Genomic DNA, 16,438 nt, shown 5'->3' on the forward strand with positions numbered 1-16,438 from the left:
ACGCGGCATCGTAGAGGTCTCCAACGTCAGACCTCGACGATCATGCACCCAGTACTGCTCGTCGAGACCTCTTAGAGGTTCGTCGGCTGATCCGGCCGTGGCCCGCCTGGCCGTGCTGGTCAGCCGGCCGTGCGGGCGGAGTCGTCGTAGGCGGTCAGGACCGTGTCGGCATGGCGGAAGGCCCACTGGCCTAGGGCGCGGATCGGCACCAGCAGATCCTTGCCCGCCTGGGTCAGCTCGTACTCCACCCGCGGCGGGGCCTCGGCATAGCGTCGGCGTTCGACCAGGCCGCAGCGTTCCATGCGACGCAGGGTCTGAGTGAGCACCTTCTGGCTGATGCCGCCGATCTCCCGGCGGAGTCGGCCGGGGCGCATGGGTCCTTCCTTGAGGGCGAACACCACCACGGGCAGCCAGGCATGGGCGAACAGGTCCACGGCCAGACGGGCCGGGCAGTCGGCGACGAAGTCGCCGTAGGGCTCGAACGGGGCATCGTCGTGGTGGTCCACATTCGCCAGTCTCCCGCATCCGTTGGGCACCTGGAGGTGCCTATCGGCACGACTACCGTCTCGGCGGGAAGCTGAAGTTCAGTCGAGGAAGAGGAAAAGACATGCGCATTGGCATACTCGGGGCCGGGCAGATGGCCGAGGCGCTGGGATCGGGCTGGGCGCGGGCGGGCCACGAGGTAATGGTCGGCGCACGGTCGCAGGAGAAGGCGCGCAAACTGGCCGAGGCGATCGGGGCGGGCGCCCGTGGCGGTGATCTGCGGGCCGCCGCGGAGCACGGCGAGGCGTTGCTGCTGGCTGTACCGGCCTTGTCGGTGGACGGGATTCTCGCCGAGGTCGGCGCGGCGGACGGCGCGTTGGCCGGGCGGACGCTGGTCGACTGCACCAACGCCTACGAGCCTGACGCGTTCACCAACGCGCCGAACTCGTTCCTCTTGGCCGACGACGCGGTGGCCGAGCGGGTGGCCAGGCGGGCCCCTGGGGCGGGAGTGGTGAAGGCGTTCAACGTGTGCGCGGCGGAGGTATGGACTTCCCACGCAGGGCGCGGGCTGGGGGTGCCGCTGTGCGGTGACGATGAGCGGGCCGTGGAGGTGGTCGCCGGTCTGGTGAGCGATCTGGGGTTCGAGCCGGTACGGGCAGGTGGGCTGAGGCGGGCGCGATACCTGGAGGCCGTGAGTGTGTTCGTGGTCGGCCTGTGGTTCGCCGGGTACGACGCCCGCCAGATGCTGCCGCCCCTTCAGGAGGCGTTCGCACACTCTGACGCCTGACATCGACCCGTTCAAGGGTTTCAGCCCCAGCGCCAGAGCAGTGGATCGGCCCGCCCGTCCCAGGAGCGCGACCATCTCACCAACCGAGAGCCCTTGAGGCTTGGGGGCGAACGGGCCGAGGTCGAGCTATCGAGCCATGAGGCACGTCATGGAGTGGTGAACAACCACCATTGGGTGGTGCCGTTCTGCGCGCAGAACCACGAATCCATTGACCGGCCTGCTGACCCTGCATCCCAGATACCGCACAGACCTCGAAGCTGGCATAAGGGGGCTCAGCTAAGTTAGTGGGGGTCGGGCTGGCACGGCGCTCCACTTGGCCATTCGGAGACACGGCCATCTCGGCCGGCCCGCGGCTGGGTCAGCCTGGCTTGACCGCCAGCGTCGCAAAATAGTGCGACATGTATTGAGCGGATGCGTTGGATTGGTGTGGTGCTTCTGCGAAGCCGGTGAGGACGAACCCTGCGGCGAGTTGCCCGCCGATCTGGTCGGTGAGGGTGTGACTGTATTCAAGAGGGGCATCCGCGCCGAACTTCGTGGCGCGTTCCTCGGCGGAGTACTGCGTGACATCGCTGTAGGGCAGCTTGTGCACGACGACCAGCTCGCCGCGCTCGTCGAGCGCCTCGTGGTCGAACAAGTACACATCAGGGTTAAGGAAGCCCACGAGCAGAGTTCCGCCCGGCCGCAGGACGCGGAAGCACTCACGCCACACTGGTGCCAAGTCTGGTACGAATAGGTTCGAGACCGGGTGGAATACGACGTCGAATGTTGCGTCGCCGAAGGCGCTGAGGTCGCGCATGTCACCTAGGACGGTGCGCAGCTCAAGTCCGTCGCGCGCCGCCACCATTTGGTCCTGGCCGAGCTGGCGGGGCGAGTTGTCGAACACGGTGACCCGCGCCCCTGCGGCAGCGAGGATCGGACCCTGCTGGCCACCGCCGGAGGCCAGGCACAACACGTCCTTGCCGGTCATGTCCGTCGGCAGCCAGGAGCGGTCGACTGGCTCACGCCCGATGAGAACAATCGACCAGTCGCCCATGCGGGCGCGTTCGACATCGTCAGCACTCACCGGCCTCGACCACTCGCTGCCCTCATGGACATACTTGTCCCAGGCTGCCCGATTATGGGCAGCGGGGTCGACAACAATGTCCTGCATGTTTAACTCCCTGCTACAGCCAAGCGGACACCAACGGTACTGACAGTTCGGTGCCGCTACCGTAGCCAACGCGAATCAGGGTGCGGGCTCAACAGGATTAGCGGGCGTCGAGGTGTCCACGGGCTCGCCGGATGGTCGCCCAGCGAGTGCGTAAGCGCTGGTTTGACGGGATTGCGGAAGCCTGATGTGGAACGCGGCGTACGACGGCCGCCATGGTGTGCGCGTGGGCGCGTGTACGTGCGAGTGCAGCAGCCCTTTCTACGAACTGTGCCAGGCGGGCAGCCAGCGGTTCATTCGACATATCCGTATCGGGCCGAATGCGTGGATCGTCGATGAAAGCGATCGATGGCCTGCCAAGCAGGCGGATGCGCAGTGGAACGCCTTGCTGCTCGGCCTACTCCGCGGAGAAGGCGAGACGGCTTCACCTTCCAGTTCGGCAGGCGTGGCGGGCGCCTACCGGTGCCCCCCCACGCGGGAGGTCAGGAACGACTGCTGGGGGAGGTAGTTCTGGCCGAGGAGGAAGCCGCGCTTGATCCCCGTGACGTGCACCGTGGCGCCCGTGTCGGTGCCGACCACGACGCGGTGGGCTGTCACCTCGGCGATGTCGTCAGCCCTCGTGCCCGCGGGCAGCTCCACCGTGGTCGCCGCCGGGTCGTCGCGCTGGAGGGACCAGGTCGGGTCCACGTGGTTCGACAGGTAGACGGTCTCGCCGTTCACGAGGCGTACGCCGAGCGAGACGCCGATCCACGACGAGCCCGTGTTGGCCGGTAGGGCGGTCAGGGCGGTGACCGTCGCGGTTGACAGTTGGGCAACTCGCATCAGGGGGTTCCTCCGCTGCGTGGACCGCACCGCGGGCGAGATGAATCGCGCCCGTGAGCAGGTCCGATCAGATGCCAGATCTAATGATCGAAACCAACCGGCCGGACAACGCCGGGAAAGCGGCCGTTGAAGAACGGGACAACCTAGCGGCCTGTCATGCCGCCGCGCCCGCCGGTCCGGCGATGTAAAAAATTCTCGACACGACGTAAAAGATTCGCTACATTGAGGGATGTCAAAGATTCTGTACATCATGGGCCCGGCTGGTCATGACGCTCGTCGCTTCGCACCCCATCCCCGCAGCTTCAAGATCACCATGGGAGAGACATGACCACGCCTACAACGGCGCATCAGCCAATACGAAGGGCCGCCCTCGTCGCGGGAATCGCGCTCCTGGCGCTGGCCATCCTGGCGGGACTCGCGAACTTCGGTGTCGTGGAAAACCTCGTCACCGAAGGAGACGCGGAGAAGACGGCGCAACACATACGTGACTCGCAGGAGCTGTTCCGCTTCGGCGTGGTCGGGCTCCTGCTGGCCGCCATCCTCGACGTGGTCGTGGCCTGGGCGCTGTTGGTCGTCTTCAAACCGGTACACGAAGGCATCGCCACGCTCGCGGCCTGGCTCAGGGCGGTGTACGCGGGAGTGTTCACCGTTGCGATCGCCCAACTCGCCGCAGTGCCGCCTCTCCTTGACGCCGCCGAGCGGCCACAGGCATACACCACAGGCCAGTTGCACGCCGAAGCACTATTGAAGATCAACGCCTTCCATGAAATCTGGGATGCCGGCCTCAGCCTCTTCGGTCTTCACGTGGTGCTGCTGGGCTACCTGGCATACAAGTCGGGCTATGTGCCCAGGCTGCTGGGCGTCCTCCTCGTGATCGCCGGGCTCGGCTATCTCGTCGACAGCCTCGGCGCGTTCCTTGTCCCGGACTATTCGCTCGAAGCGGCCATGTTCACCTTCGTAGGCGAGGTCGCACTCATGATCTGGCTCCTGGTCAAGGGCCGGCACGTCACCGCAAGGAAGACCTCCCTAGTACGGAAGTGATCTCGTCGGATCCGTACCACAAAGTGGGTCGGCGCCCCAGCCCGCGGCAAGCCCCCGGCGTTATCGGCAGTGGAACGGGCTGATAAGAATGCGGAATGACCGGAGACACGACTGTGAGCGGCATTTCGATCGGGATTCTGGGCGGGACCGGAGATCAGGGGAAGGGGCTGGCGCGGCGGTTCGCGCTGGCCGGGCACCCGGTGCTGATCGGGTCGCGGAGCGCGGGGCGGGCCCAAGAGGCCGCTGAGTCCATCGGCTCGGGCGCTCGGGGAGCCGAGAACGCGGTGGTCGCCACCGAGGCCGATCTGGTGATCGTGGCGGTGCCGTACGACGGGCACAAGGCGCTGCTGGAGTCGCTGCGTACCGAGCTGGCCGGGAAGATCGTGGTCGACTGCGTCAACCCGCTGGGCTTCGACAAGCAGGGCGCCTACGCGCTGCCCGTCGAGGAGGGGAGTGCCGCCCAGCAGGCCGCCGCTGTGCTGCCGGACAGCCGGGTGGTGGCGGCCTTCCATCATGTGTCGGCGGTGGTGCTGATGGATCCGGCCGTGGAGAAGGTCGATCTGGACGTGCTGGTGCTCGGTGACGACCGCGAGGCGACCGACACGGTGCAGGCGCTCGCGTCGGTCATCCCGGGTGTGCGCGGCATCTACGGCGGACGGCTCCGCAACGCGTTCCAGGTCGAGGCCCTGACGGCGAACCTGATCTCCATCAACCGCCGCTACAAGGCCCACGCCGGAGTCCGCGTCACCGACGTGTGACGACCATCTAAGGGAGCCAGCCCGCGTCCTCGGCGATGCGGATGGCGTCGATCTTGTTGCGGGCGCCCGTCTTCGTGATCGCGCCCGTGAGGTGATTGCGCACCGTCCCCGCCGACAGGTGGAGGCGGGTGGCGATCTCCTCCGCCGACGCGCCACGGGAGGCCTCGCGCAGCACGGTGGTCTCCCGTGGGGTGAGGGGGCTCTCGCCGTACTCCATCGCCGAGGCCACCAGCTCGGCGTCGAGTACCCGGAGCCCGGCGGCGGTGCGCCTGATGGCGTCGGCCAGGCGGTGGCCGGGGGCGTCCTTGACCAGGAACGCCTCGATGCCCGCCCCGAGCGCGCGGCGCACCTGGCCGGGCTGGCCCATCGCGGTGAGCACCAGGATGCGGCACGACGGGAGCCGTTCGCGGAGCTCGGCGGCGGCGGTGATGCCGTCGATCACCGGCAGGTCGATGTCCACGATCGCCACGTCGGGCCGGCTCTTCAGGGCGGCGGGTACGATCTCGTCGCCCCGGGTCACCTCCGCGGCCACCTCGATGTCCGGCTCCAGACGGAGCAGGGCCGTGAGGGCGGCTCTGATCATGTGCATGTCCTCGGCCAGCAGAACCCGGATCACGCGGGCACCTCCATGGTCAGGCGGAATCCGCCGGTGCCCGTCGCGACCGCGCCGGCCGTCCCGCCCGCTTGGGCGGCCCGCTCCGCCAGTCCCGTCAACCCCCCGCCGGACTCGTGACCATCGTGATCGGCGCCGTCGTTGACCACCTCGAGCCGCAGCCGGTCCTCCGTCAGGGACGTGCTGATCGTGCAGGTGGTGGCGCGGCTGTGGCGCAGGACGTTGGTGACCGCCTCCCGCACGCCCCACGCCAGTGCCGCCTCCGACGGCTCCGGCAGCGCGGCGTCCACCAGATGCACCTGGCAACCGACCCCTGACGACTCCAGCAACGCCACCGCCCGATCCACCTCGCTCACCAGCGACAGCTCCCGGTATCCCCGCGCCACCCGCCGTACATCCTGCGCCGCCTCCCTGGCCACCTGCACCAGCTCGTCCACCTCGCCGCGCGCCGCGGTGGGGTCGCGGTCCATCAGGCGGGCGGCCAGGTCGCCCTTGAGGGCGATCGCTGTCAGGCTGCGGCCGAGCCCGTCGTGCAGGTCGCGGGAGATGCGCAGCCGTTCCTTGAGTACGGCGGCCTCGGCGAGCTCCGCCCTGGCGTGTGAGAGGTCCACGGTCACGCGGACGAACCGGACCATGGCGTAGATCATCGCGCCGGTGGTGGATACGGAGAGACCGTAGAAGAGGGCTAGAACCGGGTTGGTGGACCAGGCGAAGATCGAGCCGCCGTCCCACAGCGTCATCACGCCGACCAGCGGACCGCTCCAGCGCAGCGGCAGGAAGACCAGCAGGGTCCCGGCCAGCATCGGCGCCGACAACACCGACCAGCCGTAGGGCAGCAGGTATTCGGGTACATACGTGGCCAGCGCCTGCAGAACCACCGTGAGCGGGAAGAGCGGCGGCCGCTCGCCGCGCAGCCCGGCCCGCATGTTCAGGTAATGCGTCACGACGAGACCGATCACTGCCACGCTCGCCACCAACCCGTTGAACGGGCCGCTGGTGAAGTAGATGAGCCCGATGAGTGAGTACGCGACGGAGACGGTCGTGATCAGGACGCGGGCGAGCCGCTGCGCGGAGGAGGAGTTCATGTCCGGACTTATTATGACCGCCGGGGCTCCCACCGGAACCAGAGCCGGATCGCGACGACGCCGACGACCGCCCACACGGCCAGGTTCAGCGCGGGCAGCGCCACCTCGCCGGTCCTGAGGGCGTGCACGACGGCGGAGGTGGGCAGCAGGTCGAGTACGGATCCCACCCAGGCGGGCAGGGCCTCGCGGATCGGGCCCATCGCGCCGGCGGCGATCGCGGACACCACGAAGACGGGCATCGTGGTGGCGGCGGCCAGTTCGGTGCGCGGAATCACGGCGGTGTAGGCGACGCCGAGCGTGGCCAGGACGACCGAGCCGGCGACGACCGCCCCGGCGTACACCAGCGGGTTCGCGGGGAACGGCACGTCGGCGAGCAGGTTTACGGCCACGGCGCACAGCACGATCAGGATCACGGTCTGTGTGGCGGTGCTGGCGATCTGGCCGGAGAGGATCTGCCCGTCGGTCAGCCCGGTGGCGCGCAGCCGCTTGAGCACCAGCTGGTCGCGGCGCGTGGTCAGCGCCACGGCGACGTTCATGAACGCGGTGAGCGACAGCAGGATCGAGGCCATGCCCTGGGAGAGCTGGGTGGCGGCGGCCACCCCGTCGGCCGTCACGTGCCGCGCGAGCACCGGCAGGCCGACGCTCAGCCCCACGGGCGTGACCACCGAGGCGAGCAGCATGGCCCGGTCCTGCCAGAACAACCTGGTGCCGAGCCGGTAGGTCGCGGTGTAGCTCATCGGGCGCTCCTGGACAGGTCGAGGAAGAGGTCTTCGAGGGTGGCGGTGCGGACCTCCAGGCCCGCAAGGCGCAGGCCGCGTTCGGCCGCCCAGCTCAGCAGCGTCTGCGCGGCCAGGTCGGGGTCGGCCGCCCGGCACACGGCCGTCTCGCCCTCCAGCGTCACCGGGAGCGGCAGGTCGTCCGGTGCCGTCCCCGGCGGCAGCCGGAACGCCACCCGCCCGCTCCGCGCGGCGAGCGTCTCCGCAATTCCGCCGGACGCGACGATCTCGCCCCTGTCCATGATGGCCATCGAGGCGGCCAGCCGCTGCGCCTCGTCGAGATAGTGGGTGGTCAGCAGGACCGTGGTGCCCTGCCGGGCCAGGTCGCGGATGACGTCCCAGGTGTTGCGGCGCGCCTCGGGATCCATCCCGGTGGTCGGCTCGTCCAGGAACAGGACGTCGGGACGGCCCAGCAGCGCCAGCGCCAGGTCGAGCCGTCGCCTCTCGCCGCCGGAGAGCTGGCGCACCCGGGTGCCCGCCTTGGGCACCAGGCCGGCCAGCTCCAGCGCCTCGTCGCGGGGCCTCGGCGCGGCGGTGAAGTCACGCCAGATGTCGACGGTCTGCGCGACGGTCAGATCCGGGAAGAACCCGGCCTCCTGCAGCATGATGCCGGTGCGCCGCCTGACGGCCGCCCGGTCCCGCGCGGGGTCGAGGCCGAGCACCCGGCAGGTGCCCCCGTCCGGTTGCTGGAACCCGGCCAGCAGCTCGATCGCCGTGGTCTTGCCCGCGCCGTTCCGGCCCAGGAGGGCGAAGATCTCCCCCTCGGCCACCTCGAACGAGATGCCGTTGACTGCCGCGAAGTCCCCGTAGCGCTTCCTGACCTCTTCCACATGAATCGCTGTCATATGTACGACTATTTCGGGAGGTGCGGGTCGGCGCCCGTGAAGAATTCACGACTTCCGCGAGAGCTTCAGCAGCGCGTCGGTCACCCCCTCGGGATCGACGACCTGCTGCAGGTGCTCGCCGGGCGTCCGCAGCACGGGCCAGCCCCGCCCATGCGCCTCCTCGGCCACCTTGTCGTAGGGCGGGCCGTACCAGAGACAGGCGCACCTGACCGCGTCCCACCCGGCGGGGACGGGAATGGGCTCGGTGTAGTAGCCGAGCGGCAGGCGCGGCTGCTCCTCGACCACCGTGGCGCGCGCCGGCGGGTCGGGCAGCATGGCGGCCACGTCGTCGTCGCTCCACCAGTCGGTCCAGCGCGGCAGCACGCCGTCGTCGTCGGCCAGATCCCGCAGGAACGGCAGGAACGCCTCCTGCGCCGCCCGCACCAGCCCGTCACGGGGCGGGATGTGCGCGTCGGCGAACACGCACGACACCACCCGATCGCCCAGCCCTTCCTTGATCACCGGCAGGAAGAGCCCCGCGTTGCTGTGCGGGACCAGCACGATCGGCGTCTCGGGCGCGGCCGCGCGCACCGCCTCCACCACCTTCGGCCAGTACGGCGAGCCGCGCCGCGCCACGCCGGTCAGGTCGGGCACCACGGCGGCATAACCCCTGCGCCCCAGGGCCTCGGCCACCGGCGTCCACGTCGAAGGCCCCACTGACGGGCTGTGCACGAGCACGAACGTCACGTTCATGCTTCTACTTTCGCGCAGGCGACGACCCTGACACACCGCTGTCAGCTATCGGCGGACTCAGACGATCAGCGTGTGGCGGGCGGCGGGCTCGTGGGCGCCGTCGTAGGAGCGCCAGGCCCGCGCCAGCCCGGCGACCGCCTGCGACAGCTCCTCCTCCGGGAACAGGAAGTGCAGCCGCGTGTACTCGGCGTGCCCGCCGAGCGGGTCGAACGAGCGTCCCGGCGGCACCGCCACGCCGTGCCTGAGCGCCACCTGCGCGAAGGAGTCGGCATCGCCGCGCGGCAGCCGTACCCAGATCGTCTGGCCGCCGCGCGCGGGCTCGAACTCCCACGCGGGCAGGTGTTCGCGCAGCTCGGCGCAGAGGTGGTCGTGGCGCGCCCGCAGCGTCCGTACGCGCGCCCGCCTGATCTCCGCCAGCCGTCCCACCAGCGTGGCGGCGGCGAGCTGGCCGAGGAACTCGCCCCCCAGATCGTGTACGGCCCGCAGCCGGGCCAGCCGCGAGACCAGCGGCGCGGACGCCCGGATCCAGCCCACCCGCAGCCCGCCCCAGACCAGCTTGCTCAGCGAGGCGATCGTGATCACCTGCTCGCCGGATCCGTACGCGGCCAGCGGCGGCGGGGTCTCGCCGGAGAAGCAGAGCTCCGCGCATACCTCGTCGTCGATCACCGGTACGTCGTACTCGGCGGCGAGGGCGGCCAGGCGCCTCCGGTCAGGCGATTCCATGATCGAACCGGACGGGTTGCTGGCGGTCGGCACGGCGTACACCAGGGCGGGCCGTTCGCGCATCGCCTCGGCGGGGACCGGGGCCAGCGTCACCGGGCGGACGGCCGCGGCGGCGTGCCTGAACACCTCCAGCGCGCCCGGGTACGTCGGCGACCCGGTCAGCACGGTGTCTCCCGGCGAGACCAGCAGGCCCGCGAGCAGCGTCAGCGCCTGCTGGGCGCCGTTGGTCACCAGGATCTCCCCGGCGGTGGTGGGCACACCGCGTTCGCGGTAGTAGGCGGCGACGGCCTCGCGCAGGACGAGGGCTCCGGCCGGTTGGTAGCCCAGGTCGCGCAGGCCGACGAGGCGGGTGGCCGCCTCCTGGTACGCCTCGATCAGCTCGGATGGCGGGATGTCGGGGGCGGCGCAGGTCAGCAGCTGGACACCGTCGGGGGGATTGAGGATGTGCATGAGCAGCGGGTTCGCGACGACGCTGTCCGTGGAACGGGTAGAAGGCAGGTCGCAGTGTGCGACGCGGGTGCCGCTGCCCTGGCGGCGCGTCACCCGGCCCTCCTGCTGGAGCAGGTCGTAGGCGGCGACCACGGTGCCCCGGCCGACCGCCAGCCGCTTGGCCAGCACCCGGTCGGGCGGCAACTGATCGCCGGGTGGCAGCACGCCGTCGTCGATGAGCGCCCGCAGGCGGCCGGTGAGCAGCAGGTAGAGGGGCCCGCGCCCGGACGCCCAGCGGCCCAGCAGGTCGACGAGATCATCGAGATTGGCCCCATTCATGGACCAATTCTCCACCATTGGATCTGACAATGAGCCAGATTCCAGTACATCCTGAGTGACATGAGCGAACTGCACCCCGAGACCCGAGCCGTGCATCTGCCCCAGCCATCCGTCGAGGGCAGCCGTCCGATCACGATGCCCATCTACCAGACGTCCGGCTTCGTCTTCGACGACCCGGCGGTGATGGCCGACGCGATGGGCCGCCCCGACGGCCCGTTCGTGTACGGGCGCTACAGCAACCCCACCGTTCGAGCGCTGGAGCTGGCCGTCTCCGGTCTGGAGGGCGGAGTCGCCGCCCTGGCCACCGGCTCCGGCATGGGAGCGATCAACACCGTACTGCTGGGCCTGCTCAAGCCGGGCGACCACCTGATCGCCCAGAAGGCCCTGTACGGCGGGACGGCCGGGATGATCAACGACCTGGTCGCCAGGTTCGGCATCGAGGTCACCTACGTGCCCGAGGACGACCCCGCCGCCCTGCGCGCCGCCGTGCGCCCCGAGACCAGGCTCGTCTACCTGGAGACCATCGCCAACCCGATCGCCCAGGTCGCCGACCTGCCCGGAATGTGCGTTGTCGCCCGGGAGCTCGGCATCGTGTCCGTCGTGGACAACACCTTCGCCACGCCCATGCTGTGCCGTCCTCTCGAACTGGGCGCCGACGTCGTCGTCCACTCCACGACCAAGTACCTGTCCGGGCACACGGACGTGGTGGGCGGCATCGCGGTGTTCGCCGCCGAGGAGCTGTACGAGAAGGCGTGGCGCTTCGCGACCAAGCTGGGCGCCTCGGCGGACCCGTTCGCCGCGTGGCTGACGCTGCGCGGGATCCAGACGCTGGCGTTGCGCATGGAACGCCACTGCGCCAACACCCGCCTGCTCGCCACCCGGCTCGCCGAGCATCCGGCGGTCGCCGCCGTGCACTGGCCGGGTCTGCCGTCGCACCCGTCGTACGAGCTGGCGGCCAAGCTCCTGCCCGACTTCGGCGGCGTGTTCGCCTTCGACCTCGTCGGCGGCCGGGCCGCGGGGGAGAAGTTCATGGCCTCGATCAAGCTGGCCCTGCTGGCTCCCTCGCTGGGCGGCGTCGAGACGCTCGTCATGCACCCGGCGACCACGTCGCACCTCGGGCTCAGCGCCGAGGAGCTGGCCAGGCACGGGGTCAGCGAGGGCACGGTACGGATCGCCGTGGGCATCGAACATCCCGAGGATCTGTGGGCGGACATTTCCCAGGCGTTGACATAGGGCTTAGGGAATTAGGAAAATGCCTAAATGCTTCGGAGGGAGATCTCGATGACGGTGACGTACGAGGACGTGACGAGCGCGGCCGAGCGGATCGGCGGGCATGTGCTGCGTACACCGGTGCTCGAGATCTCTCCCGGGCTGTTCTTCAAGCTGGAGCAGCTGCAGCACTCGGGCTCGTTCAAGGTACGGGGGGCGTTCAACCGCATCCTGTCGGCCGGTGAGCTGCCGCCGAGCGGGGTGATCGCGGCCAGCGGCGGCAACCACGGGCTCGCCGTCGCCTACGCCGCCAGGGCGCTGGGCGTCCGGGCGGAGATCTTCGTGCCGGAGGTGACCAGCCCGGTGAAGGTGGCGGGGCTGCGGCGGCTGGGCGCGGAGATCAACCAGATCGGGGCCATCTACTCGGAGGCCGCGGAGGCGGCGGCCAAGCGGGCGGCGGAGACCGGGGCGCTCACGGTGCACGCCTACGACCAGCCGGAGGTCGTGGTGGGACAGGGAACCACGGGTCTGGAGCTGATGGCGCAGACGGGCGGGGTGGACACGGTGGTGGTGGCCGTGGGCGGCGGCGGGTTCGCCGCGGGCATCACGGTCGGTGCCGCTGCCCTTGGAGGGAGCGGGCCGCGGATCGTCGCCGTCGAGCCGGTGCTGTGCCCGACTCTGCACGAGGCGCTCCGGGCGGGCCATCCGGTTTCGGTGCAGGTCAGCGGTGTGGGAGCAGACGCGCTGGGCGCGAGCCGGCTCGGCGGCGTGGCCTTCGACGTCCTGTCCCGGGCGAACGTCCAGAGCGTGCTCGTGTCCGACGACGCGATCGTGGCCGCCCGCCACACCCTCTGGGAGGAGCACCGGCTGGCCACCGAACACGCGGGAGCGGCCGCGTACGCCGCGCTGCTGTCCGGGGCGTACGTGCCCGCCGACGGCGAGCGGGTCGCGGTCGTGGTGTGCGGCTCCAACACCGACCCCGCCACGCTCGCCTGACGCCGCCGTTCCAGGCGCCCGGCGGGCCGGGCACCTGGAGGGGGAGCGGTCAGTGAGGGGGAGCGGTCAGTGAGGGGGAGCGGTCAGTGAGGGGGAGCGGTCAGTGAGGGGGAGCGGTCAGTGAGGGGGAGCGGTCAGTGAGGGGGAGAGGTCAGTACTGCGTCGCGTCGTGTACGTCGAGCAGCGGCTCCTTGACGCCGTCACCCGAGTCGTCGGTCCAGTTGGAGTTGCCGGTGGCGATCAGCTTGCTCCGCACGGCCAGCGCCCCCGCCCGGGTGGTCGGCTTGCGGGCCCCCGAGGTGAGGATGCCGGCCGCGCCCGCGACGTGCGGACTGGCCATCGAGGTGCCGCTGATCGTGTTGTAGCCGCCGTTCATCCACGTCGAGTAGATGCAGGTGCCGGGTGCGGTGATCTCGATCGTGGCGCCGAAGTTGGAGTAGAACGCCGAGGTGTCGTCCTGGTCGGTCTCGCTGCGGCACGACAGCGTGCTGCCGCCGAGGCCGCCCGCCAGCCCGTCGTTGTCGGTCAGCGCCGAGACGGTGACCACGTCGGGGTGGTTGGCCGGGAAGAACGACGAGGCGTTCGCGTGGTTGTTGCCCGCCGCGACGACGACCACGATGCCGGCGTTGGTGGCGTTCGTGATCGCGGTGCTGATCGCGCTGCTCGTGCATCCGTTGCAGCCGAGGCTCAGGTTGATGACCTCGATGGTGGAGGCGCGGGCCACGACCCAGTTGAGCCCGGCGGCGATGGCCGACAGGGTGCCCGAGCCGGCCGCGTTGAGCACCTTCACCGCGTGGATGCGGGCAGCCGGGGCCACGCCGACGGAGCCGATGGTGTTGTCGCGCGCGCCGATGATGCCCGCGACGTGCGAGCCGTGGCCGTTGTCGTCGGTGCCCGTGTTGTTCACGCAGACGCCGGTCACGCAGTTGGTCCGGGCCACCACGTTCAGGTCGGGATGGGTGTAGTCCACCCCGGTGTCCACGACGGCCACGTCCGTGTTGATCTGGACGTCGTCGACGCCGTCGATGTCCAGGTTCGGGTTGGACGGGGCGAAGATCCGCCGGACGCCCGTCGGGACCGTCTGGGCGAACGCCGTGACGACGGCGTCCTTCTCGACGGTGAGCACGTTCGGGGTCTGCCGGAGCTTCTCGGCGGCGTCGGCGGTCAGGGTGGCGGTGTAGCCCTTGAAGGCGTCCTCGTAGACGCCGATCAGGTGCCCGCCGTACCTGCTGACCTGATCCTGGGCGGCGGCCTGCGTGCCGGCGCGGATGTTGGGGTTGAGCTGCACGATGTACGTGCTGGTCTCCGGCGCGGCGGCCGAGACGGGGAGTGGCGCCGCGGACAGGGCCAGCGCGCCGACGAGCGATGCGAGCATCAGGGTGCGTGGTCGCATGACAGGTGTGAACCCTTCCTGGGTATTGGACGGGGATCACTGAAAACATGAGTCAGAAGCACGCTCGCGGCCATACGTGGAGGACACGTATTGCGACTACTTAGTGCGTTTCACGTCGTGCCGGCGTTGAGCTGCCTGCGTGAGGTGAGGCCGAGCTTGCGCAGCGCGTTGGCGATGTGCACCTCCACCGTGCGCGGTGACAGGAACAGGCTCTCGGCGATCTCCTTGTTGGTGAGACCGTCGGCGGCCAGCCTGGCCACCTCGTCCTCTCGCGGGGACAGCGTGCCCTGAGGCGCGGCCGGGCCGTCGAGTCTGCGCCGCAGCCGCCGGCTCGCCGCCGGGGTGATCGTCTCCGAGACGGCCTGCCTGGCCAGCGGCTGGCGCAGGCCGTACCTGCCGGGCGCCCACTCGCGCAGCAGGCCGCACCGCACCGCCTCGGTGAGGCCGCGCTCGCCCTGCTCGGGCGGCACGCCCGCGACGCCCGTCAGCACGTCCTCGCACACCGGGTGCTCGACCTGGGAGGCCGCCTGCACGATGTGGCGCGCCGCGCGCGGCAGCGCGGCCAGCTTCACCAGCACGGCGTCGCGCAGCGCGGGCGGCGTGCCCGGCTCCTGGCCGTCGGCCAGCATGCGGGTCAGCTCCTCGATGGCGCGGGGTACGCCGCCGGTGAGCGGCCACAGGTCGGCCGAGCCCGGCAGCAGGTGCTTGACCAGGAGCGCGGTCTCGGCGGCGGCGAGCGGGGCGAGCGCGATCTCGGCGTGGTCGATCCGCGGTGGCAGGTGCGCGAGCAGCTCGGTCACCGGATGGCTCAGGTCCTCCGTGCGGTACGTGACCACCAGGTTGACCCCGTCGGGCAGGCAGCGGGCCAGGAACGCCAGCAGCTCCCTGGTCCCCGGATCGACCCAGTGCACGTCCTCGACCACCAGCGTGATCGGCCGCAGCGAGCCCAGCAGCGACAGCACCGCCCTGAACAGCCGATGCCGTTCCACCATCGCGTCCTGGATCGGGGGCGGGGTGGGCGGCAGCAGGTGGCCGCATTCCGGGAGGAACGGGCGTAACGCCCCGGTGATCGGGTTGAGGTCGCGCAGCGGGCGTACGTCCCGCAACGCCTCCACGACCGGCCCGTACGGGAACCGCATGGGGTGGCAGCTCCCGACGAGCATCGGCTGGCCGGTGAGCTCGTGCAGCAGCCGGGTCTTGCCGACGCCCGCCTCGCCCTCGATCAGCAGGACGAGCGGGGGACGGCTCAGGGCGTCGGCCAGCTGCCGGAGTTCGTGCTCTCGTCCCACGAAAGGCATGACGCGCACCCCAACCCGGCCGGACTATAAGCTGTCAATAAACTTTTTCCCATTTGTCGGGGTGTGTCCAGGGGAATGGCCGTGGCCGGTCACTGGTCGCTCGTCACGTCACTCGTACGAATGACCGGCCTCCGGGAAGGCGCCCGAGGTCACGTCGGCCGCGAAGGCGCGGACGGCGCGGTCCATCTCCGTGGCCAGCTCCGAGTACTGCTTGACGAACTTGGCCGGGCGCGGGGTGAGCCCCATGAGGTCCTGCCACACCAGCACCTGGGCGTCCGTGGCCGGTCCCGCCCCGATGCCGATCGTCGGGATGGCGAGCGAGGCGGTGACCCGTTCGGCCAGCTCGGCGGGCACGCATTCGAGCACCACCGAGAAGGCGCCCGCCCGTTCGAGGTCCTTGGCGTCCGACATGAGCTCGTCGCCCGACTGGCCGCGCCCCTGGACGCGGTAGCCGCCGAGGACGTTGACCGACTGCGGGGTCAGCCCGAGGTGCCCCATGACCGGGATGCCCGCCGAGACCAGCAGCTCGACCTGCGGCAGGACGCGCCGGCCGCCTTCCAGCTTGACCGCGTGCGCGCCGGCCTCCTTCATGAAGCGCGCCGCCGTCTCCAGCGCCTGCTGGGCCGAGCCCTGGTACGAGCCGAAGGGCAGGTCGGCGACCACGAGGGCGCGCGCGGAGCCGCGGACGACGGCGGCCGTCAGCGGCAGCAGGTCGTCGACCGTGACGGGCAGTGTGGAGTCGTAGCCGTAGACGACCATGGCCGCCGAGTCGCCGACCAGCAGGACCGGAATGCCCGCCTGGTCGAACACGCGGGCCGTCATCGCGTCGTAGGAGGTGACCATGGGCCACCTCTCTCCGCGCTCCTTGGCCGCGATCAGGTCGCGGACGGTGATGCGGCGGCCGGTGGCGCCGCCGTACAGAGTGGTGGAACCGTTCGTTGTGGTGGAAGAGGACATGGCAA

The 16,438-nt window shown here is 70.2% G+C and carries 17 protein-coding genes; 5 read left to right on the forward strand and 12 right to left on the reverse strand.

The features are described 5' to 3' along the window. Window positions 1–119 precede the first annotated feature (119 nt). Window positions 120–506 (reverse strand): winged helix-turn-helix transcriptional regulator, encoded by a 387-nt coding sequence (locus tag LDL49_RS40595; protein ID WP_225299777.1) that lies wholly within the window; start codon window positions 504–506, stop codon window positions 120–122. A gap of 101 nt (window positions 507–607) precedes the next feature. Here LDL49_RS40595 and LDL49_RS40600 point away from each other — a divergent pair, with 101 nt between their 5' ends. Next, window positions 608–1,270 carry an NADPH-dependent F420 reductase gene (locus LDL49_RS40600; RefSeq protein ID WP_225299779.1) on the forward strand — a complete coding sequence of 221 codons (663 nt, stop codon included), beginning with the start codon at window positions 608–610 and terminating at the stop codon, window positions 1,268–1,270. A gap of 358 nt (window positions 1,271–1,628) precedes the next feature. Here the strand turns inward: LDL49_RS40600 and LDL49_RS40605 are convergent, their stop codons facing one another. Next, the gene (locus LDL49_RS40605) at window positions 1,629–2,420 is read right to left on the reverse strand and encodes a class I SAM-dependent methyltransferase (protein WP_225299781.1); all 792 of its coding nucleotides are present in this window, start codon (window positions 2,418–2,420) and stop codon (window positions 1,629–1,631) included. Between the two features lie 453 nt (window positions 2,421–2,873). Beyond that, window positions 2,874–3,239: a hypothetical protein gene (locus LDL49_RS40610; protein WP_225299783.1), complete on the reverse strand. Its 366-nt coding sequence runs from the start codon at window positions 3,237–3,239 to the stop codon at window positions 2,874–2,876. 324 nt (window positions 3,240–3,563) lie between these two features. Here LDL49_RS40610 and LDL49_RS40615 point away from each other — a divergent pair, with 324 nt between their 5' ends. Beyond that, window positions 3,564–4,280 carry a DUF4386 domain-containing protein gene (locus LDL49_RS40615; RefSeq protein WP_225299785.1) on the forward strand — a complete coding sequence of 239 codons (717 nt, stop codon included), beginning with the start codon at window positions 3,564–3,566 and terminating at the stop codon, window positions 4,278–4,280. Between the two features lie 95 nt (window positions 4,281–4,375). Continuing rightward, a complete protein-coding gene (gene npdG / locus LDL49_RS40620) occupies window positions 4,376–5,038 on the forward strand; it encodes an NADPH-dependent F420 reductase (protein WP_225299787.1) in 663 nt (220 codons plus the stop codon). A gap of 7 nt (window positions 5,039–5,045) precedes the next feature. Here npdG and LDL49_RS40625 read toward each other — a convergent pair whose 3' ends face one another. The 6 genes from LDL49_RS40625 to LDL49_RS40650 are packed head-to-tail and all read right to left on the reverse strand — an operon-like array spanning window position 5,046 to window position 10,580. Then, complete coding sequence (locus LDL49_RS40625) at window positions 5,046–5,654, reverse strand: response regulator transcription factor (RefSeq protein WP_225299789.1); 609 nt, start codon at window positions 5,652–5,654, stop codon at window positions 5,046–5,048. Next, complete coding sequence (locus LDL49_RS57520; RefSeq protein ID WP_263656126.1) at window positions 5,651–6,736, reverse strand: sensor histidine kinase; 1,086 nt, start codon at window positions 6,734–6,736, stop codon at window positions 5,651–5,653. Before LDL49_RS57520 ends, LDL49_RS40625 begins: the two co-directional genes overlap by 4 nt. 11 nt (window positions 6,737–6,747) lie before the next feature. Beyond that, window positions 6,748–7,473 carry an ABC transporter permease gene (locus LDL49_RS40635; RefSeq protein ID WP_225299791.1) on the reverse strand — a complete coding sequence of 242 codons (726 nt, stop codon included), beginning with the start codon at window positions 7,471–7,473 and terminating at the stop codon, window positions 6,748–6,750. After that, the gene (locus tag LDL49_RS40640; protein WP_225299793.1) at window positions 7,470–8,357 is read right to left on the reverse strand and encodes an ABC transporter ATP-binding protein; all 888 of its coding nucleotides are present in this window, start codon (window positions 8,355–8,357) and stop codon (window positions 7,470–7,472) included. The genes LDL49_RS40635 and LDL49_RS40640 overlap by 4 nt, the downstream gene beginning before the upstream one ends. A gap of 45 nt (window positions 8,358–8,402) precedes the next feature. Then, entirely contained in the window at window positions 8,403–9,089 is a 687-nt protein-coding gene (locus tag LDL49_RS40645; RefSeq protein ID WP_225299795.1) for a lipase family protein, read from the reverse strand. A gap of 57 nt (window positions 9,090–9,146) precedes the next feature. Beyond that, window positions 9,147–10,580, reverse strand: a complete 1,434-nt coding sequence (locus LDL49_RS40650) for an aminotransferase-like domain-containing protein (RefSeq protein ID WP_225299797.1) — start codon at window positions 10,578–10,580, stop codon at window positions 9,147–9,149. A gap of 60 nt (window positions 10,581–10,640) precedes the next feature. On the opposite strand from LDL49_RS40650, the gene LDL49_RS40655 reads away from it, so the two are divergent. Then, the gene (locus LDL49_RS40655) at window positions 10,641–11,813 is read left to right on the forward strand and encodes a trans-sulfuration enzyme family protein (RefSeq protein ID WP_225299799.1); all 1,173 of its coding nucleotides are present in this window, start codon (window positions 10,641–10,643) and stop codon (window positions 11,811–11,813) included. A gap of 48 nt (window positions 11,814–11,861) precedes the next feature. Next, window positions 11,862–12,785 (forward strand): serine/threonine dehydratase, encoded by a 924-nt coding sequence (locus tag LDL49_RS40660; protein ID WP_225299801.1) that lies wholly within the window; start codon window positions 11,862–11,864, stop codon window positions 12,783–12,785. A 151-nt stretch (window positions 12,786–12,936) separates the two neighbouring features. Here the strand turns inward: LDL49_RS40660 and LDL49_RS40665 are convergent, their stop codons facing one another. From LDL49_RS40665 to panB, 3 genes are all read right to left on the reverse strand, one after another. Further along, the gene (locus tag LDL49_RS40665; protein ID WP_308016256.1) at window positions 12,937–14,178 is read right to left on the reverse strand and encodes a S8 family serine peptidase; all 1,242 of its coding nucleotides are present in this window, start codon (window positions 14,176–14,178) and stop codon (window positions 12,937–12,939) included. Window positions 14,179–14,288: 110 nt separating this feature from the next. Next, window positions 14,289–15,476: a helix-turn-helix transcriptional regulator gene (locus LDL49_RS40675; protein ID WP_225299803.1), complete on the reverse strand. Its 1,188-nt coding sequence runs from the start codon at window positions 15,474–15,476 to the stop codon at window positions 14,289–14,291. A gap of 108 nt (window positions 15,477–15,584) precedes the next feature. Then, complete coding sequence (gene panB, locus LDL49_RS40680) at window positions 15,585–16,433, reverse strand: 3-methyl-2-oxobutanoate hydroxymethyltransferase (protein ID WP_225299804.1); 849 nt, start codon at window positions 16,431–16,433, stop codon at window positions 15,585–15,587. Window positions 16,434–16,438: the final 5 nt, after the last annotated feature.

Source organism: Nonomuraea aurantiaca, assembly GCF_020215705.1.
Taxonomy (GTDB): domain Bacteria; phylum Actinomycetota; class Actinomycetes; order Streptosporangiales; family Streptosporangiaceae; genus Nonomuraea; species Nonomuraea aurantiaca.